Origin of the sequence: Mesorhizobium sp. dw_380, assembly GCF_018588885.1 — a bacterium.
Lineage (GTDB): Bacteria > Pseudomonadota > Alphaproteobacteria > Rhizobiales > Rhizobiaceae > Mesorhizobium.
Map to the genome: position 1 here is coordinate 131,214 of NZ_JAFFIW010000001.1, position 26,847 is coordinate 158,060.

At 64.6% G+C, this 26,847-nt stretch carries 25 protein-coding genes; 6 read left to right on the forward strand and 19 right to left on the reverse strand.

The genetic code is table 11. The features are described 5' to 3' along the window. Positions 1-4: 4 nt before the first annotated feature. From JT360_RS00660 to JT360_RS00680, 5 genes are all read right to left on the reverse strand, one after another. Positions 5-943: an ABC transporter substrate-binding protein gene (locus JT360_RS00660; protein ID WP_214469565.1), complete on the reverse strand. Its 939-nt coding sequence runs from the start codon at positions 941-943 to the stop codon at positions 5-7. An 80-nt stretch (positions 944-1,023) separates the two neighbouring features. Beyond that, the gene (locus tag JT360_RS00665) at positions 1,024-2,019 is read right to left on the reverse strand and encodes an ABC transporter permease subunit (protein ID WP_214469566.1); all 996 of its coding nucleotides are present in this window, start codon (positions 2,017-2,019) and stop codon (positions 1,024-1,026) included. Positions 2,020-2,027: 8 nt separating this feature from the next. Continuing rightward, entirely contained in the window at positions 2,028-3,572 is a 1,545-nt protein-coding gene (locus tag JT360_RS00670) for a sugar ABC transporter ATP-binding protein (RefSeq protein ID WP_214469567.1), read from the reverse strand. After that, the gene (locus tag JT360_RS00675; protein WP_214469568.1) at positions 3,569-4,948 is read right to left on the reverse strand and encodes an FGGY-family carbohydrate kinase; all 1,380 of its coding nucleotides are present in this window, start codon (positions 4,946-4,948) and stop codon (positions 3,569-3,571) included. The genes JT360_RS00670 and JT360_RS00675 overlap by 4 nt, the downstream gene beginning before the upstream one ends. Next, a complete protein-coding gene (locus JT360_RS00680; RefSeq protein WP_214469569.1) occupies positions 4,945-5,727 on the reverse strand; it encodes a DeoR/GlpR family DNA-binding transcription regulator in 783 nt (260 codons plus the stop codon). Before JT360_RS00680 ends, JT360_RS00675 begins: the two co-directional genes overlap by 4 nt. Positions 5,728-5,912: 185 nt before the next feature. On the opposite strand from JT360_RS00680, the gene JT360_RS00685 reads away from it, so the two are divergent. Genes JT360_RS00685 through JT360_RS00695 form a run of 3 tightly spaced genes read left to right on the forward strand, consistent with a single transcriptional unit; the run spans position 5,913 to position 9,091 of the window. Further along, entirely contained in the window at positions 5,913-6,956 is a 1,044-nt protein-coding gene (locus tag JT360_RS00685) for a class II aldolase/adducin family protein (RefSeq protein ID WP_214469570.1), read from the forward strand. 12 nt (positions 6,957-6,968) lie between these two features. Then, positions 6,969-8,243, forward strand: a complete 1,275-nt coding sequence (locus tag JT360_RS00690; RefSeq protein ID WP_214469571.1) for an FGGY-family carbohydrate kinase — start codon at positions 6,969-6,971, stop codon at positions 8,241-8,243. Beyond that, positions 8,240-9,091, forward strand: coding sequence for a TIGR01459 family HAD-type hydrolase (locus JT360_RS00695; protein WP_214469572.1), 852 nt, complete (start codon positions 8,240-8,242; stop codon positions 9,089-9,091). The genes JT360_RS00690 and JT360_RS00695 overlap by 4 nt, the downstream gene beginning before the upstream one ends. Here the strand turns inward: JT360_RS00695 and JT360_RS00700 are convergent. Continuing rightward, complete coding sequence (locus tag JT360_RS00700) at positions 9,078-10,088, reverse strand: sugar-binding transcriptional regulator (protein ID WP_214469573.1); 1,011 nt, start codon at positions 10,086-10,088, stop codon at positions 9,078-9,080. The genes JT360_RS00695 and JT360_RS00700 overlap by 14 nt on opposite strands. Before the next feature lie 157 nt (positions 10,089-10,245). Here JT360_RS00700 and JT360_RS00705 point away from each other — a divergent pair, with 157 nt between their 5' ends. Continuing rightward, positions 10,246-11,046: a hypothetical protein gene (locus tag JT360_RS00705; protein WP_214469574.1), complete on the forward strand. Its 801-nt coding sequence runs from the start codon at positions 10,246-10,248 to the stop codon at positions 11,044-11,046. 2 nt (positions 11,047-11,048) lie between these two features. Here the strand turns inward: JT360_RS00705 and ptsP are convergent, their stop codons facing one another. The 5 genes from ptsP to JT360_RS00730 form a co-directional block, all read right to left on the reverse strand. Beyond that, positions 11,049-13,028, reverse strand: coding sequence for a phosphoenolpyruvate--protein phosphotransferase (gene ptsP, locus JT360_RS00710; protein WP_214469575.1), 1,980 nt, complete (start codon positions 13,026-13,028; stop codon positions 11,049-11,051). 56 nt (positions 13,029-13,084) lie between these two features. After that, complete coding sequence (locus tag JT360_RS00715; protein WP_214469576.1) at positions 13,085-13,465, reverse strand: PTS glucitol/sorbitol transporter subunit IIA; 381 nt, start codon at positions 13,463-13,465, stop codon at positions 13,085-13,087. Positions 13,466-13,597: 132 nt separating this feature from the next. Then, positions 13,598-14,602: a PTS glucitol/sorbitol transporter subunit IIB gene (gene srlE / locus JT360_RS00720; protein WP_214469577.1), complete on the reverse strand. Its 1,005-nt coding sequence runs from the start codon at positions 14,600-14,602 to the stop codon at positions 13,598-13,600. 16 nt (positions 14,603-14,618) lie between these two features. Continuing rightward, on the reverse strand, positions 14,619-15,380 hold the full coding sequence (gene srlA, locus JT360_RS00725) for a PTS glucitol/sorbitol transporter subunit IIC (RefSeq protein ID WP_013892733.1): 762 nt from the start codon (positions 15,378-15,380) through the stop codon (positions 14,619-14,621). 52 nt (positions 15,381-15,432) lie between these two features. Continuing rightward, a complete protein-coding gene (locus JT360_RS00730; protein WP_214469578.1) occupies positions 15,433-15,870 on the reverse strand; it encodes a transcriptional regulator GutM in 438 nt (145 codons plus the stop codon). Positions 15,871-16,062: 192 nt separating this feature from the next. Here JT360_RS00730 and JT360_RS00735 point away from each other — a divergent pair, with 192 nt between their 5' ends. Continuing rightward, entirely contained in the window at positions 16,063-16,704 is a 642-nt protein-coding gene (locus JT360_RS00735; protein ID WP_214469579.1) for a hypothetical protein, read from the forward strand. A gap of 105 nt (positions 16,705-16,809) precedes the next feature. Further along, on the forward strand, positions 16,810-17,484 hold the full coding sequence (locus JT360_RS00740) for an HAD family hydrolase (protein ID WP_214469580.1): 675 nt from the start codon (positions 16,810-16,812) through the stop codon (positions 17,482-17,484). Here JT360_RS00740 and JT360_RS00745 read toward each other — a convergent pair. From JT360_RS00745 to JT360_RS00780, 8 genes are all read right to left on the reverse strand, one after another. Then, positions 17,481-18,629, reverse strand: a complete 1,149-nt coding sequence (locus JT360_RS00745) for a DUF930 domain-containing protein (protein ID WP_214469581.1) — start codon at positions 18,627-18,629, stop codon at positions 17,481-17,483. The two genes, JT360_RS00740 and JT360_RS00745, sit on opposite strands and share 4 nt — an antisense overlap. Before the next feature lie 32 nt (positions 18,630-18,661). Further along, the gene (locus JT360_RS00750) at positions 18,662-18,931 is read right to left on the reverse strand and encodes a hypothetical protein (RefSeq protein ID WP_214469582.1); all 270 of its coding nucleotides are present in this window, start codon (positions 18,929-18,931) and stop codon (positions 18,662-18,664) included. A 121-nt stretch (positions 18,932-19,052) separates the two neighbouring features. Next, positions 19,053-20,222 carry a DUF930 domain-containing protein gene (locus JT360_RS00755; RefSeq protein ID WP_214469746.1) on the reverse strand — a complete coding sequence of 390 codons (1,170 nt, stop codon included), beginning with the start codon at positions 20,220-20,222 and terminating at the stop codon, positions 19,053-19,055. Positions 20,223-20,645: 423 nt separating this feature from the next. Next, positions 20,646-22,070, reverse strand: a complete 1,425-nt coding sequence (locus JT360_RS00760) for a pyruvate dehydrogenase complex dihydrolipoamide acetyltransferase (protein WP_214469583.1) — start codon at positions 22,068-22,070, stop codon at positions 20,646-20,648. Between the two features lie 2 nt (positions 22,071-22,072). Continuing rightward, positions 22,073-23,071: an alpha-ketoacid dehydrogenase subunit beta gene (locus JT360_RS00765; RefSeq protein WP_214469747.1), complete on the reverse strand. Its 999-nt coding sequence runs from the start codon at positions 23,069-23,071 to the stop codon at positions 22,073-22,075. Continuing rightward, positions 23,071-24,099 (reverse strand): thiamine pyrophosphate-dependent dehydrogenase E1 component subunit alpha, encoded by a 1,029-nt coding sequence (locus JT360_RS00770; protein ID WP_214469584.1) that lies wholly within the window; start codon positions 24,097-24,099, stop codon positions 23,071-23,073. The genes JT360_RS00765 and JT360_RS00770 overlap by 1 nt, the downstream gene beginning before the upstream one ends. A gap of 2 nt (positions 24,100-24,101) precedes the next feature. Further along, on the reverse strand, positions 24,102-25,430 hold the full coding sequence (locus JT360_RS00775) for an NAD(P)H-dependent oxidoreductase (protein WP_214469585.1): 1,329 nt from the start codon (positions 25,428-25,430) through the stop codon (positions 24,102-24,104). 398 nt (positions 25,431-25,828) lie between these two features. After that, positions 25,829-26,617 carry a 3-hydroxybutyrate dehydrogenase gene (locus JT360_RS00780; RefSeq protein ID WP_214469586.1) on the reverse strand — a complete coding sequence of 263 codons (789 nt, stop codon included), beginning with the start codon at positions 26,615-26,617 and terminating at the stop codon, positions 25,829-25,831. Between the last annotated feature and the right edge of the window lie 230 nt (positions 26,618-26,847).

A 26,847-nucleotide genomic window follows, 5' to 3' on the forward strand; every position in this document is an offset into this window, starting at 1 on the left:
CTGGTCAGCGGGCCGCGGTCCAGCCCTTGTAGTCCTTGAGGTTCTCGGCGGTGATCAGCTTGGGGTCGAGCAGCACGGTGGCCTCCGCCGGCTTCTTGCCGGCCAGCAGATCGGCCGCCATCGTCAGCGACTGGCCAGCCATGACGTAAGGATCCTGCGAGGCCGAGGCCTTGATCATCGACTTGCCGGAAGAGAGCTCCTTTTCGATATCGGGCGCGCCATCGACCGCGGTGAAGATGAATTCCGAACGGTTGAGCTGCTTGGCGGCAAGCTGGGCGCCGATCGCCGTCGGGTCGTTGATGGCAAACACGGCGTCGATCTTGTCGAAGCGGGTGAGCAGCGACTGGAACACCTTCAGGCCGCCGTCGCGCGAGCCTTCGGCGTTCTGGTCGTCGGAGAGGACCTTGATGTCGGGATGCTGCGAAAGCACGTTCTTGCAGCCCTTGACCCGCTCGAGGATCGATGACGACGCCGGGCCGTTGAGGATGACGTAGTCGCCCTTGCCGCCGGTGTTGTCGACCAGGTACTGGCAGGCTTCCTCGCCGGCCTTGACGTTGTTGGTCATCACGGTGACGTCGGCGCCCGGCGCCGAAACGTCGAACGCGGCAACGATGATGCCGGCAGCCTGCGCCTTCTTCACCGCCGGCGCGATCGCCTTGGCGTCGACCGCGTTGAGCATGATCACGTCGACCCCGGCGGCGATGAAGGAATCGACCTGCGAGACCTGCTTGTTGAGGTCATAGTCGGCCGATACCGACGTCACCTCGACCTTCGGATTGATCTTCTTGGCCGCGTCCTCGATGCCCTTGATGGTGGCGACGAAGAAGGGGTTGCCGAGCAGGCCGACCGAGATGCCGACCTTGTTGAGGTCCTTGGCCGATGCCGGCGCGATGGCGACGGCCGCGAATGCGGCGCCGCAGAGCAGTTTGGCGATGGTCTTCATTACGCTTACTTCCTCCGATTGCCCCGCGCCTCTCACGGTGCGTTACACGAGCCGGTCGTTGATGCCGGCGATCAGGTCACTCACGTTCTTGCCCCAGCCTGGAGCCTGTAACGGTCGAGGGCGACCGCCACGATGATGACCAATCCCTTGATGATGTACTGCCAGATGTCCGAGACCCCGGCCAAGATGAGGCCGTTGGAGAGCACCGCGATGATCAGGCCGCCGATCAGCGTGCCCCAGATCGAGCCGACGCCGCCGACGAAGCTGGTGCCGCCGAGGATGACCGCGGCGATGGCGTCGAGCTCGTAGGACTGGCCGAGCTGCAGGCCGTTCGCGGCATAAAGCCTTGCCGCCGACATGGCGCCGCCGAGGCCGGCGAGCAGGCCGGAAACGCCATAGACGAAGAGCAACACCAGCGGCACCTTGATGCCGGTCAGCCGCGCCGCCTCGGCATTGCCGCCGACGGCATAGATCCAGGTGCCGAGCACCGTGCGCTTGAGCACCAGCCACGACAGCACCACCACCGCCAGCGCGATGACGACCAGCCAGGGAATGCCGAACAGCGAGCCATTGCCGATGAAATCGAACGGCAGGTCAGAGTTGAACACGGTCGTGTCCTGCCCAAGCAGACGGGCAACACCGCGCACCGCCGTCAGCGATCCGAGCGTGACGATGAAGGGCGGCAATCTGATGTAAGCGACGAGCAGCCCGTTGATGAGGCCGAAGCCGAGACCCACCAGGATGGCGGCGGGCACGCCGAGCAGGCCCCAGTCCGGCACCAGCGACACCAGTACCGCCACCATCGCCGAGGCGGCAAGGATGGAGCCGACGGACAGGTCGATGCCGCCGGTCAGGATGACGAAGGTCATGCCGGCGGCGAGCACGATGTTGATCGACGATTGCTGCGTGACGATCAACAGGTTGGTTTGGGTGATGAAGCGCGGATTGATGAACTGGAAGCCGCCAGCCAGCAGCACCAGCACCGGCAGCATGCCGAGTGCGGCGAAGGCGGTCCGCAGCCGCCGGCTCCTGATCGCCGCCTGGTCCACGGTCGTCCCGGTCGTTTTGTCGGACATCCTGTCGATCATTCCTGGGCCGCTCCCGTCGCAAGTTCCATGATCGCTTCCTGACGAAGCGGCTCGCCCCCGGATGCCGTCACCTCACCAGATATGGCGCCGTCGCGCATCACCAGCACGCGGTCGGCGACGCCGATAACCTCAGGCAATTCGCTGGAAATCATCAGGATCGCGATCCCCCGGTTGGCGAGATTGTCAATCAGCCGGTAGATTTCCGACTTGGCGCCGACATCGACGCCGCGGGTCGGCTCGTCGAGGATGACGACCTTCGGTTCGGTTTCCAGCAGCCGGGCGAGCAGCACCTTCTGCTGGTTGCCGCCCGACAGCGAGCCGGCAGTGGCCTGCGTCGAGCGGGTGCGGATCGACAGATCCGCGATTGCCTTTGCCGCACGCCTGTCGGCGGCGGTGAAATCGCGAAATCCGCCGGCCCGCGCATCCCTGGCCAGCACGCCCATGCTGATGTTGTCGGAAATCGACATGTCGAGGAACAGGCCGAGTTCCTTGCGGTCCTCGGTAAGGTAGGCGATGCCGGCATCGAGCGCCTCGCGCGGGGAGCCGATGGAGATCGGCCTGCCGTCGAGTTCCAGCGTGCCGGCGCTGCGCTTGTCGGCGCCGAAGATCAGCCGGGCGAGCTCGGTGCGCCCGGAGCCGACGAGACCCGCCAGGGCCAGCACCTCGCCTTTGTGGAGGTCGAACGAACAATTCTTCACCAGGTGCCCGTCGGACACGCCGCGCACTGAGAGCGCGACCGCGCGCTTCTCGTCCGGCGGGCGATGGTCCTTCTTGTAGAAAGCAGAGAGATCGCGGCCGACCATCATCGACACCAAGCGTGAAGCGTTGAGGTCAGTGCGCTCAAGCGTGCCGACATAGCCGCTGTCGCGCAGCACGCTGACGCGGTCGGCGAGCTGGTAGACCTCTTCCATGCGGTGGCTGATATAGATGATGGCGATGCCTTGCGCCTTCAGCGTCGCGATCACCTCGAACAGACGGTCGGTCTCGCGCGAAGTCAGCGACGTGGTCGGCTCGTCCATGACGATGATACGCGCATTGCTCGACAGGGCACGCGCGATTTCGACCAGCTGGCGCTCGCCGAGCGACAGGCTGGAGACAAGGGCGCGCGCCGAAAAGGAGACGCCGAGCCGGCCGACGATCTCGGCAGCACGCCTGTTGCACTGGTCACGGTCGACGACGCCGAAGCGCCGTGGTTCGTTGCCGAGGAAGACGTTCTGCGCCACCGTCAGATTGGGCGCCAGCGACAGCTCCTGATAGATCACCGCGATGCCGGCAGCGCGCGCCTTGATCGGATCGCCCGTCGCGGCGGGCATGCCATCGATCAGGATCTCGCCGCCGGGATCCGGCCGATAGGCGCCCGACAGGACCTTCATCAGCGTCGACTTGCCGGCGCCGTTTTCGCCCATCAGTGCGTGCAGCTCGCCGGCGTGGACAGTAAGCGAAACGTCCTGCAAGGCGCGGATTGCGCCGAAGGTCTTGGAGATATGGCGCATCTCCAGCACCGGCTGGCGCGTAGCCTGTGTCATGGCCGCCGCAGTCATCGTGCACCACCTGCCGCTTTGCTGGCGATGCCGCGGCCGGCGACGAGATCACGCCAGTCGTCGCGATAAACCGCAAGGCCGGTGAAGCGCGCCGCCGTCACCGGTTCCGGCGCCTCGGCGGCAAAGTCGCGGCCGACACTCTCGAAGGCGAGCGCTGCCGCGCCCGTGGCGCTGCCTTCGAGCGAGGCGCCTTGCAGGAAGTCCTGGCCGGGGCGCAGCTGCGCCAGCAGCCCCGCGAGCAGACCGCCAGCGTTCAGCCCGCCATCGACGATGACGGTGTTTTGCGAATGGATCAGGTCGAGGCAGAGATCGACCATCAGTGCGACATAGAGCAGCGCCATGGCCGCACGTTCCCCGGCATCGGGCATGCGCCCGACCAGCCGGCCGGGGCGGTCCGGCATCGGCCCACCCGGCGCGAAGCTTGGCAGCGCCATGAGCCCGGCATCGATTGCCTGCTGTATCGACCCATGCGGGATCGCGCCCTGCCAACCGCCGCTGATGGCAGCGAATTCGCGCCCGCCCATGAAGCGGATGGTCGGCACCGGGCCGCCGTCGACATCGACATTGACCAGCATGTCGCGGTCACGGTCGAGCGCCTCGAGCGGGCAGTCGGGATTGAGCACGATGACCCAGGTGCCGGTCGACACCACGGTCAGCGGGCCAAGCTCCTGCCGGCGATAGGCATGGAGCGCCGCATTGGAGTCGTGGACGCCATTGTGGATGGCGACCGGCCGCGCCGCGCCGCCAAGACGCCGCTCGCCGATGACCGCGCCCGCGCGCTCGAAGGCCGGCATCTGCCCGCGCCAGCCCTCGGCATCGACCAGCGAGGAGAAGTCACGCTTGCGCGGCGCCCACAAATGCGAATGGCAGCCGAGATAGGACACTTCCGAGACCGGCCTGCCGCCGAGGCGCCAGCTCCAGTACTGGGGATAGCCGAGGATCGACGTCGCCGCCGCGAACGCGTCGGGATCGACCTCCTGCAGCCACAGCATGTGACGGCCATAGTTGAAGCCGAGCGGCAGGCGGGGCGAGAACGTCTCGGCGAAATCGGGAATGCGCCGATCGAACCGGGCACTGATCTCGGCCGGCGGCTCCTGCTCGTAGTCGAGGATCGGATGCGTCAGCGCCTCGTCGTTCACAAGCGCGAAGGTGCAGCCATGGCCCGAGACCATCACCCCTTCGACGCCATGGTTTTCGACCGCGTCAGTGACGGCATCGAGCGCCCACTCATGCAGCTTGGCCTCGTCGAGCACGCTGAAGCCGTCCTGGCGCGTCCACTGCGGCTGTGTCCGGCGCTCGTCGAGGATGCGCCCGTCCTGGCCGAAGACGAACAGCTTCGAATTGGTCTTGCCGAAGTCGAGCACCGCCACTTTCATGGGACGGCTCCCGAAGTGGAAGCAATCCGCACCATCACGCCGGCATCCTCCAGCATGCGTGCATCGGTATCGGAGAGGCTGTCATCGGTGATCAGCGTGCCGATGCGCGACAGCGGCAGCGCGACATTGCGCGCGTGGATCGAAAGCTTGCGGCTGTCGGCCAGCACGACGATCTGGTCGGCGCAGAGGCTGAGCTCGACGATGGAGCGCACCAGCAGCGGATGCGATTCCAGCACCCCTTCCTGGTTGAGGCCTTGCGCGCCGAGAAAGAACTTCGAGGCGTAGAAAGCCGTGGCCTGCGTCGGCGAATGGATGATGCCGGGTTCGCGATGCAGGTCGCCGCCGGCAACCGTCAGGCTGCAATGGCCATGGTCGCTGAGATAGGCCGCCAGCGGCATCGAATTGGTGTAGAGCCGGATGTTGCGGTCGGCGAGCTTGACGCCAAGATGGAAGCAGGTCGAGCCGCCATGGACGATGACCGCGTCGCCGTCGCGCACCATGGTCGCGGCGAGCGCGGCGATCTGCCGTTTGGCCTCGACCGCAAGGTCACGGTTCTCGTCATAGGGCCGGGCATAGGCAACGCCCGCATGGGAAGCGCCGTCGAGCGCCGAAATGCCGCCATAGACCTTCCGCGCTTCACCGGCTTCGTCGATCCGGTCGATGTCGCGCCTCACCGTCGCCGCTGAAACGCCAAGCCGCTCCTGCAGCTCGCGCACCGAGGCGAACGGACGGTCCCGCAGCAGTTCGACGATCTGACGCTGGCGGCCGAAGTCGCTCAAGCCTTTCCTCCCGAAATGGCATTTCCTATGGCAACTGGTGCAACTTACTCAACATTAGTCGGATTGCAAGCTCGTTTTGACGATAGTAGATCACTGTTGACGTAGATCACTCATATCTGCGATATCAGCGCCAAATATCGGCCCCGGCAACGGGATTTTCGTGCAAGCGTTGGAGAGAAGGCGCCATGGCAACCCAAGCTGATGCACAGGAACTGGCTGCCTTACGCGCGCTTTCGGCCAGCATCGGGCTGAACCCTCACATGACCCAGGCGGCAGGCGGCAACACCTCGCTCAAGGCCGGCGACACGCTGTGGATCAAGGCGTCCGGCACCTGGCTGAAGGATGCGCTCAGCGACGACATCATGGTGCCGGTGGCGATGGCGCCGCTGCTCAAGGCGGTCGAAGAGCGCAATCCGGCCGCCGACAAGCCGCAGGCCTTTGCCATCGATGAATTCAACCCGCGCGGCCTGCGCCCGTCCATCGAGACCACGGTGCACGCCTTGATGCCGCAGCGCGTAGTCCTGCATGTCCACTGCGTCGACACGATTTCGCTCGCCGTGCAGGCCAACAGCGAGGCCGAGGTCGCCAGGCGGCTCGGCGGCATCGAATGGGCCTATGTGCCCTACTTCCGGCCGGGCCTGCCGCTTGCCCGCGGCATTGCCGAGAAATTGCGGCCCGGGGTCGACGTGCTGATCCTTGGCAATCACGGGCTGGTGGTCGCCGCCGAAACCGTGGCCAAGGCCGACCTTCTGCTGCGCCGCGTTCGGTCGCTGCTGGCGCGGCCGGCGCGCGTCGCCGCTGCGCCCGACATCGCGGCCTTGACGACGTTGGCCGGCGACAGCGTCTACCGATTGCCGGCGGATGTCGAAGCGCACGCGGTCGCGCTCGACCCGGAAAGCCGCCGCATGGCCGAGGCCGGCAGCCTCTATCCGGACCATGTCATCTTCCTCGGCCAGGGCTCGGTCGTGGCCAAGCCAGGCGAGGACGCGGCCGGTGTCGCCGCGCGGCTCGGCACCGCCCCTGTTGCGATCCTGTTTCCCGGCGCCGGCGTGCTGATGCGCGGCGACGCCAGCGCGGGCGCTGACGCCATGCAGCGCTGCCTTGCCGACGTGACGGCGCGCGTCGATGTCGCGGCGCGGCTGAACTATCTCACCGCCGCCGAGAACGACGAACTGGTCAACTGGGACGCCGAGCAGTATCGCCAGAAGCTCAACGCGGCAGGCGGCTAGCAAAGGACTGACATGATGCCCCTTGTCATCGGCATCGACATCGGCACGTCGGGCGCGCGCGCCGTCGCCATGCGCCCGGATTTTTCGATTGCCGGCCAGTCCGCCGTTCGACTTGATCGATTTGGCCAGAATCCCCGCGACCCCTCCGCATGGTGGCAAACGGTCCAGGCCGCCCTGACGGAACTGCTTTCGGGCATCGACCACGCCGCGGTCCGCGCCATCGCTGTCGACGGCACGTCGGGCACGCTGCTGCCGGTCGACGCCGCCAGGCGGCCGCTGGCGGAACCGTTGATGTACAACGACAAGGTCGCCGACGACGGCATCCTGGCCGTGATCGCCCGCCAGGCGCCGGAAGCGAGCGCCGCGCACGGGGCGACTTCCGGCCTCGCCAAGGCCTTGCGGTTCCAGCATCTGCACGGCATCGCGGCGGTGCTGCACCAGGCCGACTGGATCGCTGGAAACCTGTCCGGGCGCTTCGGCGTCAGCGACGAGAACAATGCCCTGAAGACAGGCTATGATGTCGAGGCCCGCCGCTGGCCGGACTGGATCGCGGCCACCGGCATGCGCGTGGAGTTGCTGCCTGACGTCGTCGAGCCGGGCGATGTCACCGGCACGCTCACCGCAGTCGCCGCGGAATTGTTTAGCCTGCCGCGCGATGTGGTCGTGGTCGCCGGCACCACGGATGGCTGCGCTTCGTTCCTGGCGACGGGGGCCACCGCGGTTGGCGACGGCGTCACCGCGCTTGGATCCTCCCTGACCATCAAGATCCTCTCCGACCGGCCGATCTCAGCGCCACGCTTCGGCATCTACAGCCATCGCCTCGGCGACGCCTGGCTGGCCGGCGGCGCGTCGAATTCCGGCGGCAAGGTGCTGGCGCAGCATTTTCCGCTCGCGCGGATCATCGAACTCAGCGCGGCAATCGACCCCACAACGCAAACAGACCTCGACTATTATCCGCTCGGCTCGGTTGGCGAACGGTTCCCGATCGCCGATCCGGCCTTGCCGCCACGCCTCACGCCACGGCCGGCTGACGACGCCGACTATCTCAAGGCAATGTTCGAGGGCATGGCCGCGATCGAGGCGCTCGGCTACCGCAGGCTGGCCGAACTCGGCGCGCCGGCGCTGACCTCGGTCCGGAGTGTCGGCGGCGGCGCGGCGAACCCGGCCTGGACGGCGATCCGGCGGCGCAAGCTCGGCGTCGATTTCCTGCCGGCACTTTCAGACGAAGCCGCAGCCGGCACCGCGCGGCTGGCGCTGAAGGGTGCAAGCAAGCAGGGACTCCTATGAGCGCGAAAACAATCGAACGCCTCGATGGCATCAGTCCGCTGGCGGAGCGCTACCAGGTTTTCCTGCTCGACCAGTTCGGCGTGCTGCATGATGGTCAGGCTCCTTATCCCGGCGCAGTGGAGGCATTGTCGGCGCTGAAACGTGCCGGCAAGACGGTGGTACTGATTTCCAATTCCGGCAAGCGCGCCAAGCCCAACGAGGATCGCCTGCTGAAGCTCGGCTTCGCAGCCGGAAGCTGGGACCATTTTGTTTCCTCCGGCGAGGTGGCGTGGCGCTCCTTTAATGACATGGCGGCATCGGGAAAGCTGCGCCCGGGCACAAAATGCCTGCTGATCAGCCGCGACAGTGACCGCACCGCGATCGAAGGTCTGCCCCTCGTGCTGACCGGGTCCGGCGAAGACGCCGAGCTGGTGCTGATCTCGGCCAGCGAGGGGGACCGCTACGACCTCGACCACTATCGCCGACTGCTTGCCCCGGCGGCGGCGCAAAAGGTGCCGTGCTTCTGCACCAATCCCGACAGGATCATGCTGACGGCGGTCGGCCCCCGCTTCGGCGCGGGCGAACTCGCCGATCTCTACGAAAGCCTTGGCGGCAGCGCTACCCGGATCGGCAAACCCTATCCGGCGATTTTCGACGCGGCGCTGGCGCTGGCCGGCGAACCGGACCGCGCCAGCGTGGTCTGTGTCGGCGACAGCGTCGAGCATGACATAGCGGGCGGAAACAACGCCGGCATCGCCACGGCATTGGTGCTGAGCGGGATATTGGCCGACACGCCTGATCTCACCACCGTTTTCGACGAGCAGCAGGCCTGGCCCGACTACGTCACGGGGTCCTTCAGCTTCCGCTGACCGCCTCGAGCATGCGCCTTGCGCTTTCCTCGTCGGTGATCAGGATCGTCGGCGCGATCAGGTTCATGGCGCCGAGCAGCGCCTCGGTCTTCTCCTCGCCGCCGGAGGTGAGGATGCGGATCGGGGCCTTGCGAAGCCGGTCGACGTCCACCGACATCACGTGACTATTGACGGGATGGTCGACCAGATCGCCGTTGCGATCGAAAAAATGGAACAGAAGGTCGCCGACGGCGCCACGTGCAAGCAGCGCCTCCCGGTCCGCCTCCTTGAGAAAGCCGCCGCGAGAGAAGGTGGTGGCCGAAGCGATGCCGCCGACGCTCAGCAGAACGGCATCGAGCACGTTGGCCATCTCAAAAACCTCCTGCAGGCCGCAGCGCTCGACCAGCGCGATCTTGGTCTCGACGCTGTCCACGACGGCCGGCGTCGGGATCAGATAGCCGTCACCCTGGAAGATTTGGGCAAAGCGCCACGCGAACTCGGCCGGGTTGTAGCGCCGCACGACGCCGACACCGCCAAGCAGCGAAATGACCTTGAAGTCGGTGAGCGATTTGGCGCTGATGAAGGGCAGGCTCGAGAACAGTGTCTGGCCCCAGCCGACGCCGACGCGCATACCGGATTTCATGGTGTCGGACAGGAAAATCCCGGTCTTGGCGCTGATCGCGGGGATCGGATCGGCATTGGGCGCGGAGAGCGGTGCCACCAGCGCCTGCTGCAGGCCGAACGTACGCTCCAGCGCGCGCTCCAGCCGCACGATCTCGGACAATTCACTCTCGATGGTGATCTTCACCTCGTTGCGCGAACGAGCCTCCGCTAGCATGCGCACGATGGTGACGCGGCCGACGCCAAGCACGTCGGCGATCTCGTTCTGCGTCATCTGCTCGACGAAATACATCCAGGCGGCACGAATCCTGAGGCGATCCGTCCGGCTCTCATTGACGATCTGCTCGGGCGCGTCTGCTCCTGCCCGACCCTCTTCGGTTTGTCGTCGCCTGGCCAAATCATCCTCCCCCGCGGCGACGGACGAGCCCGCCGCCGCCGATTCTGCATGCTGGTCTAGTATCGCCTATTGATCTACCAATCGATAGGAACAATGTAGAGTCGGTGGCTGTCCTCTTGCCGGGCGGCCCTCAACGGAACTTTCGAGGCGATCCGCGATGCTCCGACAAATCTCCGAAGATGTCCGCGTCAACCTGAAGGACCGGTTGCGGGAAATCCGCGACATCATCCGCCAGAGCCGCCATGACGGCAGCGGCGACGCCAGTGTCGTGCGCGAAGCGACCAGCCATCTGCCGTCGTTTCCGGGCAAGGGCATCGAAGGCCTGCTCAGCCATGCCGCCAGCGCCGTCGACGAAGCGCTGTCGATCGCCGAATCCTTTGTCCCGCATGAGCGCCCGATCAAGGTGGATGGCACGACCGTCAAAGGCCTCGGCACCTATTTCCCGGCCGGAAACGAAGAGCGGCAGTTGAGCGCCGAGCGCCTGTTCCGGCGCGACATGTATTATCTGACCAAGTCCGTTCTTGCCGGGCTGAAGATCGACAATGCCCGCATCCACGAAGCCGATTTCGCCGCCGCCCACGCCGCGATGCGCAAGCGCCATGGCGATCTGTTGGCCGCGCTTGCCGCGCCCGGCGCTGGATTGCAGGCAATCGCGGCCACCTGCGCTGCGCTACTGGTCGAGTTGCTCAACCAGCGTCCGGTCCGCTTTGGCGAAGCCGCGCCGGAAACGGCAGCGGCGGGCGAACGGGCGCTCGATATAAGCTGCCTGGCGCCGGTCGTTCTGGCCTGCGGTCTGGCGACCACCGGCCGCGACGGCGCGCCGGAGCCGGAGATGTTGGAGATAGCCATCCTTGCGGCCGATATCCGTCACGATCGCATCGTACAGGCCTGCGCCAAGGCAAGCCCGGTCGATGAACTGACGCCGGTCTTTGCCACCTTGCTTGCGCATTTGCCGTAGGCCTAGTCCCCGGCCAGGGCCATGATCGTCTTCTTGGCGCGCTGGATCGAGGCCGGGCTCATCGAAAGTTCGGTCAGCCCCATCTTGACGAAGGTCGCAATCAGGTCAGGACGCCCGGCCGCCTCGCCGCACATGCCGACCATGATGCCGGCATCGACACCGGCTTTGGCCGTCAGCTCGATCGCCGACATGACGGCCGGATTGGTGACGTCATTGAGCTTGGCCACGGTCGGGTTGAGCCGGTCGGCCGCCATGATGTACTGGGTCAGATCGTTGGTGCCGATCGAGAAGAAGGCCACCTCCTTCGCCAGCGCCGGGGCAATCAGCACGGCGGCCGGGGTCTCGATCATCACGCCGAGATCGAAAGTCGCGTAGGGCACGCCTTCGGCCTTGAGTTCCCCCACGCATTCATCGACCAGGATGCGCGTCTGTCTCACCTCGCCGATGTCAGACACCATCGGCAGCATCACCTTGATATTGCCATGTACTGACGCCCTGAGCAGCGCCCTGAGCTGGCGCTTGAAGATATCGGGCCGGTCGAGGCACATGCGGATGCCGCGCCAGCCGAGGAAGGGATTTTCCTCGTCGGGGAACTCGATGCCGGCAATCGGCTTGTCGCCGCCGATATCGAGCGTGCGCACGATGACCTGATATGGCGCGAAGGCCTTGGCCAGCGCCGCATAGGTCTCGGCCTGCATGTCTTCCGAGGGCAGGTGCATATGCCGCATGAACAGAAGCTCGGTTCGGAACAGGCCGACGCCCATCGCGCCGGCCTCCTGCGCCGCCTCGATTTCCTCGAGTGAGCCGATATTGGCCGCGACTTCGATCACCCTGCCGTCGGCAAGCCGGGGCGTCACCGTCTTGAAGGCGGTCAGACCGGCGCGCTCCTTTGCCGCCGCTTCGACGCGGCCGGCGAAATCTGCGCGCGTCGCCGCATCGGGGTCGATGATCACATGGCCGCTATTGCCGTCGATCGCCACTTCGCGCGCGGTGCGCAAGGCGTTGATCTGCTCACCAAGACCCAGCACCGCCGGAATGCCGTGAGAGCGGGCGATGATGGCGATATGCGAGGTGGCGCCGCCATGGCCGCACACCACGCCGCCGATGCGTTTCAGCGGCGCGCGCGCCAGATCCCAGGCGCCGATGTCGTCGGCGATGAGGATGGCGCCTTGGGGGATGCTTTCGAGGCTGACATCGTCCTGCCCGAGCAGCACCAGGCAGATCTGCCGCCCCACGGCATGGACATCATCCGCCCGCGCATTGAGGTAGTGATCGTCGACGGCGCTGAAATCGGCGGCGATCGTGGATGCGGCGGTGATCACGGCCGAAACCGCGTCATTGCCGCCCTTGATCGCCTTTTCTGCCTCGCCGGTCAGGCTATCGTCAGCGGCAATATCCCTGAGCGCAGCGACGATGCCGCGGTCCCCGGCCGACAGGCTGTCCTGCGCCAGCGCCCGGTCCATCCGTGCCTGGACGGCGGCGACGGCGGCGCGGAACCTGTCGATCTCGCCGGCGATCTCGTCAGCCTGCAGCATGCGGCCCTGTCCGGCGACGTCAGGCGGGAAATGCGCGAAAGCCGGCCCGATCGCAACGCCCTCGCTCGCGGCGACACCGCGCAAGCCATTTGCTTCGCCGGGTCCAGCCGGCGCAGATTGGGTCGCCTGTACGGGTGCCGCGTGGCCGGCATTATTCGCGGGACTTTGCGTCTCGGCGTCGTCGTCGAGACCCGCCTTGGGATTCTCGAGATAGCCGATCAGCGCCTCGATGGCTTCGATGGCGTCGGCGCCGTTCGCCCGCACGGTGACTTCCTGGTTTTCCTTGACCGCCAGCAGCATCAGCTTGACCGAACTCTTGGCACTGACCGCCTTGCCGTCCTTGACCAGCTCGACATCGGATTCGAAGCCCTTGGCGAGCTTCACGAACCGCGTGGCGGGACGGGCGTGCAAACCTTCATGCACTCTGACGATGGTCGAGCGTTCCATGGCAAATACTCTGCTTTTCCTGGCGCCAGGACCAGATGGGTCGCGGCGCGAATGCTTCAGGCGGCGATGGTGATGATCGCGCCGGTCTTCAGGGCGGCCACGAGCGCTTGTCGGTCGACCTCCGATGCGCAGATCTCGCCCGGCCTCTCGGCCTCGGTGGCGCCGTTGAACGAGATGACGACATGGCCCATCTCAAGAACCTTGCTCCATGCGCTGGAGCCGACGGCGGTGATGGTCGCGGACACATCGCCAAGGGTGATCGACGCGCCCTTGGCGGGCGCGCCGTCGCTGGGTCCAAGCTCCGTCTTGTGGAGCACGGAGACCTCGGCAAGCTCCGGCGGCGAGCCATCCGCGAACAGGATGACCACGCCCCCTTCGGCAAGATCCGCCACTTCGGGCCCGATTTCAGTGACCCGTGTTCTCAACAGAACCGTCATATGGCGAACCTCATTTTCCAACTCTTCTGAGAGTGGCTCATCGTTTTGTGGAAACGGCGAGCCACTCTATCTCTTTTGTTTTGAAGCGATTCCGGACGGAAAACAGTGGAACACTTTTCCTGGAATTGCTTTTTAAAACACGATCAGGCTGACGATCCAGGCGATCAGCACCGAGACCGGGCCCATGATCTGGCGGCTGATGAGCACCGCCGGCACACCGATTTCGATCGTCTTCGGCTTGGCTTCGCCCAGCGCCAGGCCGACGGGGACGAAGTCGCAGCCCACTTGGGTGTTGTAGGCAAACAGCGCCGGCAGGGCCATCGCCGGCGAAATCGTGCCGTTGGCGATCTGCGGGCCGATGATGGCGACGCCGATGACCTGCGCGATGACGGCGCCCGGCCCGAGTATGGGTGACAGGAACGGCAGGCCGCAGATCGCCGAGATGATCAGCAGGCCGACGATGTTGTTGGCGAGCGGTCCCATCGGCTGCGCCAGCACGTCCCCGATGCCGGTGTACAGGATCAGGCCGATGAGCATGGTCACGAAGGCCATGAACGGCAGCACGTTGCGCACCACTTGGTCGATGGTGCGGCGACCGGCATTGAAGAAGATGCCGACGACGCGGCCCATGACGCGGCCGATCGAGCTGATCAGGCCGATCAGCCCGCCTTCGCTCGGCAGCGGCTGTGGCGCAGCGGCCGCTGTGTTGTTGTTTGAACTCATCGATGCTGCTCCCCCTGCAGTGGTGACCGCCTCGGACCCGTCCGCCATTGTGACGTTGGCCGGCTTCACGCCCGAAACGTAGATGTCTTCCGTGATGAACTGGGCGAGCGGCCCAGCCTGGCCGACCGGCGTCAGATTGACGGTCGGGATGCGCTTGCGCGGATAGACGCCGCATCGTGCGGTGCCGCCGCAGTCGACGACGACAACCGCCATCTCGCTTTCGATCGGCGGCGCCTTGAAGCCGTCGACGGCCGTGGCGCCGGTCATGTCGGCGATGAGCTGTGCCACGGGATGGATGCCGCCTCCGGTGACGGAGACGATCTTGTCGCGTTGCGCGGTCGGCTCGATGACGAGCGGGCCGCCCCAACCGGTTTTGCCCCGGGAGATGCGTACGGCTTTGTATGTCTTTGCCATGATGTCCTCCCCGCCCTTACAGCTCGACGCCCTGGCGGCGTGCCATGATGGCGGTGATGCGCTCGGTCAGCATGCCCTTGAGCAGGATAACGACGAGGCCGACAATGGCGTACCAGATCGCCACCTTGACGTGATAACCGGCGACGACCGCACCCTTCTTTTCCAGCTCCAGCAGTGCGACGAGAATGCCGCCCCAGACGAAATATTCGCCGGGATTGATGTGCGGGAACAGGCCGAGCGGCGGGTGCACGTAGGACACGGCCGCGTCATAGAAGGCCGGCTTGTGCTTTTCTTCCAGGAATGACCCGAACGTATAGGCCATCGGATTGGTGAGGAAGAACACCGCCAGCAGCGGCAGCAGCGTGTAGCGCGTCAGCGCGATACGGCCGGCGCCGCGCGCCAGGCCATGCACGCGCTCTTCGCCGACCAGTTCGGTGACGGCGTAGAAGGCGGTCATCAGCACCACCAGCGTCGGGATGATGCCGGTGACGAAGCCGGCGAAAACCTCGCCGCCCTTCTGGAAGATGCCGATGAAGTATTTGCCGATGGCGGTCAGCCAGCCAAGCTGCTCTTCCTGCTGGACCTCTTTCAGCTTTTCCTTGAACTGGTCGACGGTGATCGGCCCGCTGTCCGCCTGTGCCAGGACAACGAGATGGTCAGAGGCATGCTCGACGGCGAGCTTGCCATGCAAAGCAGCATCCGAGACCATGGCACCTGCGACATGCAGATTGTGCACGGCCATGTCGGCATGCTGCGCCAACAACGAAAATACAGACATTTCTCCTCCTTATGCCGCCCGCCGGTTTATCCCAGTCGGTGCGCGGCTTCCTCTAGGCCCTTGCTACGTTCAGACCGGACAGACCCGGCTTCTTCCCCGGCTCCGACCGTGCTTTGTCGATCTGTTCGATCGCTCGCTTCACGGCCTCGGCCACACCGGGTTCCCCCTCCCCCAAGATTGCAGGGTTGGACCGGAGTCGATCGAGGGCAACACCCTCGAATTCTTGAAATCTCTTGAATTTGGTGAAGACGGAACGGCCGCTCATCACCATCAGGCGGCGCACGATCAGGTCAGGCGTCACCACGACGAGCGCGATGGTGCCCTTGGCCAACCGACCGCGAAAATTGCCGGCTCCGACGAAGCCATCCTTGTACTGGTCGGTGACGCCCCGGAAGACATCCGAATAGTGCCGCATCTGCAGCCAGACGCCGAGCGACTGCAGCGCCCACACAATAACCAGCAGAAGCAGTCCCCACTGCCAAATCGCCATTCGGTTCTCCTCCCGAAGCCTATGTTGAACCGCACTTTGGACCGGCGCGCGACAACAGCAAAGTGAGAACATTTGTTTCCGCGAATGTCAATATGTATGATATTGGCCCTGGTCACGGTCATCCACAGGGCCGTCGGCCGATTTCGGCGGCGGCACGGCTGTGCTAGCCTGTCACCAAACGGGATGCGTGAAATGGAACTGCCCTTCAGGGATGAACTGGCCCTTATGCCCGACCTGCGCCACCGGTTACGGCAGCTGCGCTGGTTCCGCGCCACCTTCCGCGGCAGCGCCAGAGTGGTCGCCGACACGTTCGGCGTGCGTTTCGAGATCGACGAGGCGAAGCTCACCCGGGCCTTTCTCGACTGGGTCGAGGTCATGGAAGCGCAAAAGCGCTTTGCCGCGGTGGACCGCGCCGACTTCATCGTCTTTGCCGCCGGACTCGTGCTGCGAGAACTGATCAAACAGGCACCGGCCAGGGAAATCTCCGGCCTCGCGCATCTCAATGAAACGGAACAGAATGCCGGCACGCTGGAAATCATCCGCTTCTGGCCGGAAGGCTTCCTCTACACCAATTACTGTGTCTCGGTGATCTCGGCGATCTACGAGCAGGAATTCGGCACGGCGCCCAGCATCGACAAATGCGCCGACGACCTGCGCACATGGTGGTCCTATCGCGAGAATGTGACCGAGATGCCGGCCTACACGGTGGCTTTCCTCGACCGCTTCCTCGGCGCCGAGCCGAACTGGATCACGCCGGACCGCGCCCAGTCCCGGCAGGCCATGCAACGGGCGCTCGGATCCGCCCGCGCGAGCGATGTCCTGCGCCAGCTTTGACTGCTCGTGGCTGCATGCTCCAAACGCCCTCAAGACATCGAGCTATTGAACATCTGACTTTTTGCCGATAGCGATGTGCGGAATTTGACTTAGGGAGACGAGCGCGTGGCGCGACCAAGGCCTATCATTTTCGATTGCGACGGCGTTCTCGTCGACAGCGAGCCCCTGGCCGCCAAGGCCTATGAACGCGTTTATGAAAAGCACGGCATGGCGGGCGTCCATGGCGGCATCATCGCCCAGTGCGTCGGCATGAAGCAGTCCGACATCATCGTCAGGATCAGGGAATTGACCGGCCACCAGTTTCCCGCAGCGGCGGACGGCGACATCTGGGCCGAGACCAAGATCCTGTTTTCGCAGGAATTGAGCCCGACACCCGGCATCGCCGCCTTTCTGGAAACGCTCGAGGGCGACCGCTGCGTTGCCTCGTCATCTTCCGTCGAGCGCATAAACCACAGCCTTGCCGTCACCGGACTGGCGCATTTCTTCGGCGATGCGATCTACAGCTCCTCGATGGTCAAGAACGGCAAGCCGGCGCCGGATATCTTCCTGTTCGCCGCCGCCAGGATGGGCGCCAATCCCGCCGACTGTATCGTCATCGAGGATTCCCCCTTCGGCATCCAGGGCGCGGTTGCCGCCGGAATGACCGCGATCGGCTACACCGGCGGTGGCCACACCTATGCCGAACACGCCGCACGGCTGATTGAGGCCGGTGCCGATTTCACCTGCGCCGACTGGCATGAAGTTAGCCGGCAATTGGCTGGCCTCGGCGTGCCTGCCTAGTAGGGACTGGGTAATCTAAGAGGGCCCCATTCGCTGGGTGGGATCATTTGCCCCACACCGAAGTTGAAGGACAGAACCTTCGTCGCATCGGTGTCGACCTCGCACCGAAAGCTCAGATGATACCATGTGGTTGTCGTGCTGAACGCGACATCCGGAGCGTCAAGGACATTGCCCGCCTTCAACGGAACAGATGGCACCCATTTGGGAAAATACGAGGCGTCAAGCAGTTGCTGCTGCAACGCGCTGGCGCAAAGTTTGGCTGCACGCTGAGCGCGAGGCACGCCGCCCATCGAGGTCGTGGCCAACGCATCGCCGCTAGCGCCTTGTGAGTAAAGCCTGCGGACGCCCGGGAGGCCCGAGTCGTTCCGAGATACAGACTTCGAGGCCTTTGAGGGGCTGGGCTTCGGCGCATTTGTGGGTTTGGGCATCGGCTTTTCGGCCGACATGGGAAGCTCGATCTCGCCGCCGCCGCCATCAGCAGCCCAAGGCGCTGGTGCGGCGCCCCGTTGCTTGGCGGCGTCGAGCGCCGCCTGCCTGTCTGCCTCCTGTTTGGCTGCCTGTTGTCTATCAATCTCCTCGGTTGAAGCTGCCTGCTTCTCCACATCCTGTGTCGGCTTCGCGTCCGCCGTCACGGTTACCGGCTTCTCGTCGGCCTTGGTTGGATCTGCCCCCTGCTCGGAGTCTGGCGGCGTGGCGGGTTGGTTCTCTGCGGGTTTCGGCTTGATCGGCGGCTGCGAAGCGTCATCCTTGGCCGGCGACGGCGAGCTGTCCTGAGCGCTGGCCCCATCCAGGGATTTCCGCGGGCCGGTATCCTTGTCGCCGAACTGAAAAACGGGCTTCAGGACCTCGACTGGCAGGGGCTTCGGCGCCTGTTTTTCCGGCAGAGGCGGCTTTTCAACCTTCTGCTCGGGTGGTTTTTCAACCTTCGGCTCTGGTTGTCTAGGAGGCGGCGCCGGAGTAGGTTTCGGTTTCGGCTGATCGGGCGGAGGCACGAGCGCGACATTAACCGGCTGCTCCTCCTGCGGCTGCTGGGGAGGCACTTGCAGGCCATACACCAGGAGCGTCGCGACAAGCACGTGCAGGATCAGCGATGCGGGCATGCCCCACAACAGATTCCGACGCCGTTCATCTGTCTCGCCCTTCATCCTAACCGATGTGGAATGAAATAGCGGCGGCTTCAAGCATAGACATTGGATTTGCGCAATCTAGCCGCTGACAACTTGTCGACTTGAATCACCACACCCACGGCAGCCCGACCAAGGCGCTGGGGCGACTCAACGAGCGGCAGCCCACGATCCGATCCATCAAGACCTGGGATCAGCCAGTTCGCCGCCGCCAGGATGGGCGCCAACCCGGCCGACTGCATCGTGATCGAGGATCGCCCTTCGGCATCCAGGGCGCGGTCGCCGCCGGCATGACGGCCATCGGCTACACGGGCGGCGGCCATACCTATCCGGGAGCACGGCGCGCGGCTGATTGCGGCCGGTGCCGATTTCGTCTGCGCCGACTGGCATGACGTCAGCCGGCAATTGGCCGGACTTGGTGTACCGGCCTAAGGCTGGCATAGACTAAAGAGGCCGCGGCCATTCGCTATGTGGGATTTGAGCGCCGACACGGAAGTTGAACGACAAGACCCTTGTCGCATCGGGGTCGACCTCACACCGGAAACTCAGCTGGTACCAAGTGGTCATTGTGCTGAAGGCAGCCTCTGGCGGGCTGAGAACATTGCCTGCCTTGAGCGGAATAGTTGGCAACCATTTGGGAGAATAGTCAGCCTGCTGCAACTCCTGGTTCAGTACGTTGGCGCAAAGGGTGGCAACACGCTGACCGCGAGGCACGCCGGACATGGAGCTTGTTGCCAGCGCGTCGCCGGTAGCGCCCTGCGAGTAGAGCTTTCGAACACCCGGAAGGCCGGAATAAACCGGCGATCCAGCAATCTCTGTGTTCGTGGGACTTGACGTTCCTGCACCCCCGCTTCGAGCTTTCAAAGCCTTGGCGGATCTGAACTTCATTGCCTTTGCAGGTTTGGGCTTTGCCTTTTCGGCCGGGGTCGGAGGCTCGGGTTTGGCGTCGGCCTCGGCCGCCAACGGCGTCGGCGCCACGGCTGCCGGCTTCTCGGCGGTTTGCTCTGCCGCCTCCGGTTTGTCTGCCTGTTGTTTATCGGTGTCCTCGGTCGCCGCCTTATCAGCGTCCTCGGTCGCCGGCTTTTCCTCGCTCTGTGTCGGCTTGGCGTCCGTCACGACGGTTGCGGGCTTCTCGTCAGCCTTGCTTGGCTCTGCCTGCGGCTCCGCTGGTGCCGAAGATGGGGGCTCCGCAGGCTTCGAAGTTTCATCCTTGGGCGGCGACGGCGCGTTGTCTCGGGCACTGCCTCCATCCAGGGATTTCTTCGGCCCGGTATCCTTCTCGCCATATTGGAAGACGCGCTTCAGAACCGGATCGTCCACCGGCTTACGCGGCTGCTCGGGCGGTTTTTCAACCTTTGGTTCCGGTGGCTTTTCGGCTTTGGGTTCCGGGGGTTTTTCGGCTTTGAGTTCCTTTGGCGGCGGGGGAGCAGGTTTCGGCTTTGGCTGATCGGGCGGAGGCACCAGCGCGACATTGACCGGCTGCTCCTCCTGCGGCTGTTGGGGAGGCCTCGGGACGTTGTAGACCAGGAGCACCGCGACGAGCGCATGCAGGATCAGTGATGCGGGCACGCCCCACAGCAAATTCCGACGCCGTTCTCGTGCCTCGTCCTTCATCCTGACCGATGTGGAACGAAATAGCGGCGGCTTCAAGCATAGGCACTGGATTAAGGGAATGTAGCCGCTGCACAGCTTGGTGATCAGAATGGCCAGGCGCACGGCACCTCCATCGGCGCTGGCGCGATCGAACAAGTGGCTGTGCCATCCTGACGGTCGCGGCGACCCGCATTTTACGGCCGAGCCAGGATCCCATCCAGGAATCGTTCGTCCAGCCGCGTTTCGCCAAACCAGTTCACATGACTGGTGGATGACACAGCGCATGCACGACCAGATCAGGCGACAGCGTCGCGCGAAATACCTTCACGGCACAACAGTAAGGCCCGCGGAACGGCGGTCCACGAGCCTTGTGACCGCCTTGGGCGGGCTGGCGATCCTGCTACGCAATTGAGGCAACCGAAGGCTTCGGCGCCTCGGCCGGCCCTAGACCAGCATGCCCATCGGGTTCTCGATCAGCCGTTTGAAGGCGACCAGCAGTTCGGCACCCAGCGCGCCGTCGACGGCGCGATGATCGGTCGACAGCGTCACCGACATGATGGTGGCGATTTTGATCTCGCCGTTCTTGACCACCGCCCGCTCCTCGCCGGCACCGACCGCCAGGATCGTCGCATGCGGCGGGTTGATCACCGCGGCAAAGTCCTTGATGCCGAACATGCCGAGGTTGGACACGGCCGTGGTGCCGCCCTGGTATTCTTCCGGCTTCAGCTTGCGACTGCGCGCCCGGCTGGCCAGGTCCTTCATCTCGTTGGAGATGGTGGACAGCGTCTTTTCGTCCGCCTTGCGGATGATCGGCGTGATCAGGCCGCCGGGGATCGAGACGGCGACACCGACATCGGCATGCTTGTGCTTCACCATGGCGCTTTCGGTCCATGACGCATTGGCATCCGGCACCGCCTTCAAAGCCATGGCCATCGCCTTGATCACCATGTCATTCACGGACAGCTTGTAGGCCGGCGCTTCACCCTTGTCGGTCTTCTTCACCGGGGCCGTCGCATTGATCTGCGTGCGCAGTGCCAGCAGTGCGTCAAGCTCGCAGTCGAGCGTCAGGTAGAAATGCGGGATGGTGGTCTTGGCCTCGACCAGGCGGCGGGCGATGGTCTTGCGCATATTGTCATGCGGGACGATCTCGTAGGAGCCGGGTTCGAACAAACGCAGGACGTCCCCCTCCCCCTTGAGGGGAGGGTGGCCGGCCGAAGGCCGGTCGGGTGGGGTCGGTTCGACTGGACGCGGCGCCAGGGCAGTGCTGGGCGGGGAGGTGCCTTCTGAGGCGACCCCCTCCGTCCGCTTCGCGGACACCTCCCCCTCGAGGGGGGAGGAAAGCACGGCGTCTATGTCGGCCTTCACAACGCGGCCATGTGGACCGGTGCCTGCGATATTGGAAAGTGCAATGCCTGCTTCCCGAGCCAGACGCCGCGCCAAAGGTGTAGCGCGGGTTTTCCCCTCCCCCTCGAGGGGAGGGTGGCCGGCCAAAGGCCGGTCGGGTGGGGTCGGTTCGACTGGGCTCGACCCGGCAGTGCTCGACGCCAGGGCGATGCCTCCTGAGGCGACCCCCTCTGTCGACTTCGTCGACATCTCCCCCTCAAGGGGGGAGGTCGGCGCATAATTTTCATCGTCGGCATAGATCCACGCCACAGGCGCGCCGACCGGAATATCGACGCCTTCCTTGCCGGTCACATCGCGCAGCACGCCGCTGGCCGGGGCGTCGATCTCCATTGCCGCCTTGTCGGTCTCGATCTCGAACAGCACATCGCCCTTCTTGACCCGGGCGCCTTCCTCGGCGAACCAGCGCGAGATCTGTCCGGTCGCCATGTCCATGTCGACCTTGGGAAGAATGACTTCGGTCGGCATTCTCAGCGAACCCCTTTCACGAGGTCGCGCGCGGCGGTGATGATGTCGGGAACCTGCGGCACGGTGGCCTTCTCCAGCTCCGGATTGTAGGGGATCGGCGTCTCGGCGCCGCCCAGCCGCACGATCGGCGCGTCGAGATAGTCGAACGCCTCGCTCTCGGCGATCATGGCGCTGACCTCGGCGCCGATGCCCAGCGTCTTGACCGCTTCGTAGACGCACATCAGCCGCGATGTCTTCTTCACGCTGTCGATGACGGTCTGCTTGTCCATCGGCCGGATGGTCCTGAGATCGACGATCTCGACGTCGATGCCTTCGGCCTCCAGCGCGGCCGCGGCGTCGAGCGCCTTCTGCACCATGATCGACGTGGCGACGATGGTAAGGTCGCGGCCCTCGCGGCGGATGTCGGCCTTGCCGATCGGCACCGTGTAATAGCCTTCGGGCACCGGGCCCTTCATCTTGTAGAGCAGCTTGTGCTCGAAGATCATGACCGGATCGGGATCGGCGACCGCCGCCAGAAGCATGCCCTTGGCATCATAGGGCGTCGCCGGCTGGATGACTTTGAGGCCCGGCACATGGCCAAGCCACGCCTCCAGGCTCTGGCTGTGCTGCGCGGCGGCACCCGTGCCCGAGCCGGCGGGAAAGCGCATCACCACGGGAACGGAAACCTCGCCACCCAGCATGAAGCGCATCTTGGCCGCCTGGTTGACGATCTGCTCCATGGCGAGCGTGGCGAAATCGGAGAACTGGAATTCGAAGATCGGCCGCATGCCGGTGAGGGCCGCACCCACCGCGACGCCGGCGCCGCCCAGTTCCGAGATCGGCGTGTCCATCACCCGGTCCGCGCCAAAGCGCTCGACCAGGTCACCCGTCACCTGGAAGGCGCCGCCATAGACGCCGATATCCTCGCCCATCAGGAAGACGCGTTCGTCCATGTCCATGGCAATTGCCATGGCTTCCTGGATCGCCTGGGCGTAGCTCAGTTCACGCACCATCGCGTCCATCACGCCTGCTCCGTATACACGTAATTTCCGGCCTCGCTGATATCAGGCGACGGACTTGCCTTGGCGAACTCGATGCCGTCGGCAATCTCCTGCGCCACGGCATCGCGGATGGCCTCGATGCCCTTGTCGTCGATGAAGCCGAATTCCCTCAGCTCGTTCTCGAACAGCGTGATCGGGTCGCGGTTCGACATCCAGTCCTCGATCTCTTCCTTGGTGCGATAGCGGTTGCGGTCGCTCTTGGAATGGCCGCGATGGCGGTAAGTCTTGGATTCGATCAGCGTCGGCCCCTCGCCGGCCCGCGCGCGCTCCACGGCCTTGTGCGACGCTTCGGCGACTTCGGAGAAGATGTTGCCGTTGACGATGACGCCGGGCATCGAATAGGCGGCAGCGCGGTCGGCGATGTTCTTGACCGCGGTCGACCGGGCCGTCGACGTCGACATGCCGTAGCCATTGTTCTCGCAGACGAAAATGACCGGCAGCTTCCAGACCGCCGCCATGTTGAGCGCCTCGTGGAAGGCGCCCTCATTGTTGGCGCCGTCGCCGAAGAAGGACACGACGACCTTGCCGGTCTTCATCATCTTGGAAGAGAGCGCCGCGCCAACCGCGATCGGAATGCCGCCGCCGACGATGCCGTTGGCGCCGAGATTGCCCTTGCCGACATCGGCAATGTGCATCGACCCGCCACGGCCCTTGCAGTAGCCCGTGGTCTTGCCGAAGAACTCGGCGAACATGCGCTTGACCTCGGCGCCCTTGGCGATGCAGTGGCCATGGCCGCGATGCGTCGAGGTGATCTGGTCATCCTCGCCAAGCGGCATGCAGATGCCCATGGCGCTGGCTTCCTGGCCGATCGACAGGTGCATGGTGCCGTGGATCAGGCCGCGCGTATAGCTTTCCTCCGCGCCCTCTTCGAAGCGGCGGATGAGGTACATCTTATAGAGCACCTGCTTGAGCTGCTCGGCGCTGTACTGGCGGTAGACGAAAGGCAGGTTGGCGCGACTGTCCGCGGCGGCTTTGCTGGCTGCGGCCATGGTCAGGCTCCAACGGTTCCATAGACGAGCTTGTCCTGGCGGGCACGCAGTTCGGCGATCTTGGAGCCTGGGGCCGGGGCCGCATTCGCATAGGTGATGAGCTCGCCCTTCCTGATCGGCGCGGTCACCGAGCCGCCCTGCAGCAAGCCGCAGGGAATGGCCTTGGCGGCATGCGCTTCCGGCGCCGTCATGATCCAGGCGCGGTAGCAATATTCGCCGATCGCATCGAGCTTCTCGCCCGGTTGCATGTCCTTCTTGGCCACGGCGCAGACTTCGGCCACAGGCTTGGCCAGCGGCACCATATCGGCCTTGCCGTAGAGCACGACGCGGGCGCAGGTCAGCGGCACTTCGAGCGAGGTCAGGTGATAGGGGCGATGGAAGGTGAAATACGGGCCCTTGCCCATCTTCAGATCTTCCATGCGCTCCGAAATGCGCGGATGCGACATGTCGGCGACGACGAAAACGCCGGGCGCCACGCCCTTGCCGATCGAATAGTCGACGACGCCGACCTTGGACAGCACGCCACCGTCCTTTTCAGGCACCAGGACTTTCGACAGTTCGCCGAGCGTCGCGGCCGGGCCATGCATGCCTGCCTTGTCGGGCACCAGCCCGGTGGCATTGGCGATCGCCGCCATCTCGACCATGGTCTTGGAACCGTCGACGAATTCGACCAGCATGCGCACATTCATGTGCCGGCGCTTGGCTTCTTCCTCATAGGCGGGCGGCGTGGCATCGATGTTGAGCGGATTGTTCTTGCCCTTGCCGGCGGCGACGATCGGATGGCCCATTGCCGAGACGAACTCGATCAGCTCCATGCAGGAGGAGGGCTCGTCGCCGGCGCCCAGCGAATAGGTGACGCCCAGCCGGTCGGCCTCGCTTTTGAGATAGGCGCCGATGGTGACGTCGGCTTCGACATTCATCATCACCAGATGCTTGCCGTGCTCCATGGCGCGCAGGCCGATCTCGGCGCCAACGGCCGGAACGCCGGTGGCGTCGATCACCACGTCGATCAGATCATTATTGATGACCAGGCTGGCGTCGTTGGTGACCGCCACCTTGCCGGCCTCCATGGCGGCCGTCATCGCCGAGGCGTTCGACACCTCGCGCGCATGGCCGGTTTCCTGGAAGGCGATGTCCACGGCCCTGCTGGCGGCCGGCAGGTTGAGCTCGGAGATCGCGCCGATCTCGATGCCGGACATATGGGCGACCCGGGTGACGATGTCGGTTCCCATCTCGCCGGAGCCGATCAAGCCGATGCGAATGGGCTTGCCCGACTTGCCGCGTTCCTCGAGATCGCGGGCAAGGCCCGTCAACGAAACATTGGAAGCCATACCGCTCATTCCTCCCATAATGCAGGCTTGTTCAATCGCCTGACGGGTATTGAACATCTGTATTTCTGTCAAGACTAATGTCCAAAATTGAGCGCTTTTTGAGTGCTTCGCAGAGACTCCGCGTAAGTCGCAAAAGACAGCCCTGCAGCAACAGAGGCAGCGCCGCGTCGCCCTGACCCGATCAGAGCGACGGCGGCACCGGAAAATCATGGAAATGCACGATCACCCCATCCGCATCGATCAGGACCACGGCATAGGCTGGCGGCTCGTGACCCAATCGCCACCTGGCGTCATCAGATGCGGATCGGAAAGCTGGATGATTTTCAAGGACCTGGCCGAGTGCTCTCCCGCCAGCACCCTGCGGCATCGACCAGAAGACAGAGCGCTTCGCCCACGCTCTACTGTGCGGTCCAGCCGCCGTCCATCGGCAAGGTCGTGCCGGTGATCTGCCTGGCTGCATCCGAGCACAGGAACAGCGCCAGCGCCGCAAGCTCCTCGACGGTGACGAACTCCTTTGTCGGCTGTGCGGCGAGCAGCACATCATGCTTGACCTGTTCTTCGGTCATGCCGCGCGCCTTCATGGTGTCGGGGATCTGCTTTTCGACCAGCGGCGTCCAGACATAGCCCGGCGCAATGGCGTTGACGGTGATGCCGTCCTGCGCGACTTCCAGCGCCACCGTCTTGGTCAGGCCTGATATGCCATGCTTGGCCGAGACATAGGCCGATTTGAACGGCGAGGCGACCAGCGCATGCGCGGACGCCGTGTTGATGATGCGGCCCCATTTGCGGCTCTTCATGCCGGGCAGCACCGCCTTGATGGCGTAGAAGGCCGCCAGGAGGTTGATGCGGATGATGGCTTCCCACTTGTCGTCGGGAAAGTCCTCGATCGGCGCGACATGCTGGATGCCGGCATTGTTGACCAGGATGTCGAGACTGCCGAACGCCGCCTCGGCCTCATGCACCATGGCGCTGACCGCCGCACCGTCCATCATATTGGCGTCGGAATATCGGCATTTGACGCCGAAATCCTTCTCGATGCCGGCGCGCTCCTGCTCGATCGCAGCCGCGTCGCCAAGGCCGTTGATGGTGACGTTGGCGCCTTCGGCGGCAAAGGCGCGGGCGATGGCCAGGCCGATACCGCTGGTCGAGCCGGTGACGAGGGCATTCTTCGAAGACAGGGAACCCATAGTGATCTCGCGAGAGGTGGGAGGGAAGATGAGGATATAATTGTGCGTCGCAGCATGACAATGCCAGAGCCATGTGTCGATGCGATTACAGCCAGACGGCAGCGCCGGCATGGCTCTCGATCGTTCGAAACCATGGTCGTCCGGCTGACACGGCACTGTCATGGTGCCATGCAACATAATCGGCTGCGCATTCGCGCGGTCATTCCTGAACCAAATTCGCCCAACAAAAC

What these genes read in the sequence shown, in the direction of transcription:
- JT360_RS00660 (WP_214469565.1), bottom strand. Translation starts at nt 943, where the DNA reads ATGAAGACCATCGCCAAACTGCTCTGCGGCGCCGCATTCGCGGCCGTC.
- JT360_RS00665 (WP_214469566.1), bottom strand. Translation starts at nt 2,019, where the DNA reads ATGTCCGACAAAACGACCGGGACGACCGTGGACCAGGCGGCGATCAGG.
- JT360_RS00670 (WP_214469567.1), bottom strand. Translation starts at nt 3,572, where the DNA reads ATGACTGCGGCGGCCATGACACAGGCTACGCGCCAGCCGGTGCTGGAG.
- JT360_RS00675 (WP_214469568.1), bottom strand. Translation starts at nt 4,948, where the DNA reads ATGAAAGTGGCGGTGCTCGACTTCGGCAAGACCAATTCGAAGCTGTTC.
- JT360_RS00685 (WP_214469570.1), top strand. Translation starts at nt 5,913, where the DNA reads ATGGCAACCCAAGCTGATGCACAGGAACTGGCTGCCTTACGCGCGCTT.
- JT360_RS00690 (WP_214469571.1), top strand. Translation starts at nt 6,969, where the DNA reads ATGATGCCCCTTGTCATCGGCATCGACATCGGCACGTCGGGCGCGCGC.
- JT360_RS00695 (WP_214469572.1), top strand. Translation starts at nt 8,240, where the DNA reads ATGAGCGCGAAAACAATCGAACGCCTCGATGGCATCAGTCCGCTGGCG.
- JT360_RS00705 (WP_214469574.1), top strand. Translation starts at nt 10,246, where the DNA reads ATGCTCCGACAAATCTCCGAAGATGTCCGCGTCAACCTGAAGGACCGG.
- ptsP (WP_214469575.1), bottom strand. Translation starts at nt 13,028, where the DNA reads ATGGAACGCTCGACCATCGTCAGAGTGCATGAAGGTTTGCACGCCCGT.
- JT360_RS00715 (WP_214469576.1), bottom strand. Translation starts at nt 13,465, where the DNA reads ATGACGGTTCTGTTGAGAACACGGGTCACTGAAATCGGGCCCGAAGTG.
- srlE (WP_214469577.1), bottom strand. Translation starts at nt 14,602, where the DNA reads ATGGCAAAGACATACAAAGCCGTACGCATCTCCCGGGGCAAAACCGGT.
- srlA (WP_013892733.1), bottom strand. Translation starts at nt 15,380, where the DNA reads ATGTCTGTATTTTCGTTGTTGGCGCAGCATGCCGACATGGCCGTGCAC.
- JT360_RS00730 (WP_214469578.1), bottom strand. Translation starts at nt 15,870, where the DNA reads ATGGCGATTTGGCAGTGGGGACTGCTTCTGCTGGTTATTGTGTGGGCG.
- JT360_RS00735 (WP_214469579.1), top strand. Translation starts at nt 16,063, where the DNA reads ATGGAACTGCCCTTCAGGGATGAACTGGCCCTTATGCCCGACCTGCGC.
- JT360_RS00745 (WP_214469581.1), bottom strand. Translation starts at nt 18,629, where the DNA reads ATGAAGGGCGAGACAGATGAACGGCGTCGGAATCTGTTGTGGGGCATG.
- JT360_RS00750 (WP_214469582.1), bottom strand. Translation starts at nt 18,931, where the DNA reads ATGGCCGCCGCCCGTGTAGCCGATGGCCGTCATGCCGGCGGCGACCGC.
- JT360_RS00755 (WP_214469746.1), bottom strand. Translation starts at nt 20,222, where the DNA reads ATGAAGGACGAGGCACGAGAACGGCGTCGGAATTTGCTGTGGGGCGTG.
- JT360_RS00760 (WP_214469583.1), bottom strand. Translation starts at nt 22,070, where the DNA reads ATGCCGACCGAAGTCATTCTTCCCAAGGTCGACATGGACATGGCGACC.
- JT360_RS00765 (WP_214469747.1), bottom strand. Translation starts at nt 23,071, where the DNA reads ATGGACGCGATGGTGCGTGAACTGAGCTACGCCCAGGCGATCCAGGAA.
- JT360_RS00770 (WP_214469584.1), bottom strand. Translation starts at nt 24,099, where the DNA reads ATGGCCGCAGCCAGCAAAGCCGCCGCGGACAGTCGCGCCAACCTGCCT.
- JT360_RS00775 (WP_214469585.1), bottom strand. Translation starts at nt 25,430, where the DNA reads ATGGCTTCCAATGTTTCGTTGACGGGCCTTGCCCGCGATCTCGAGGAA.
- JT360_RS00780 (WP_214469586.1), bottom strand. Translation starts at nt 26,617, where the DNA reads ATGGGTTCCCTGTCTTCGAAGAATGCCCTCGTCACCGGCTCGACCAGC.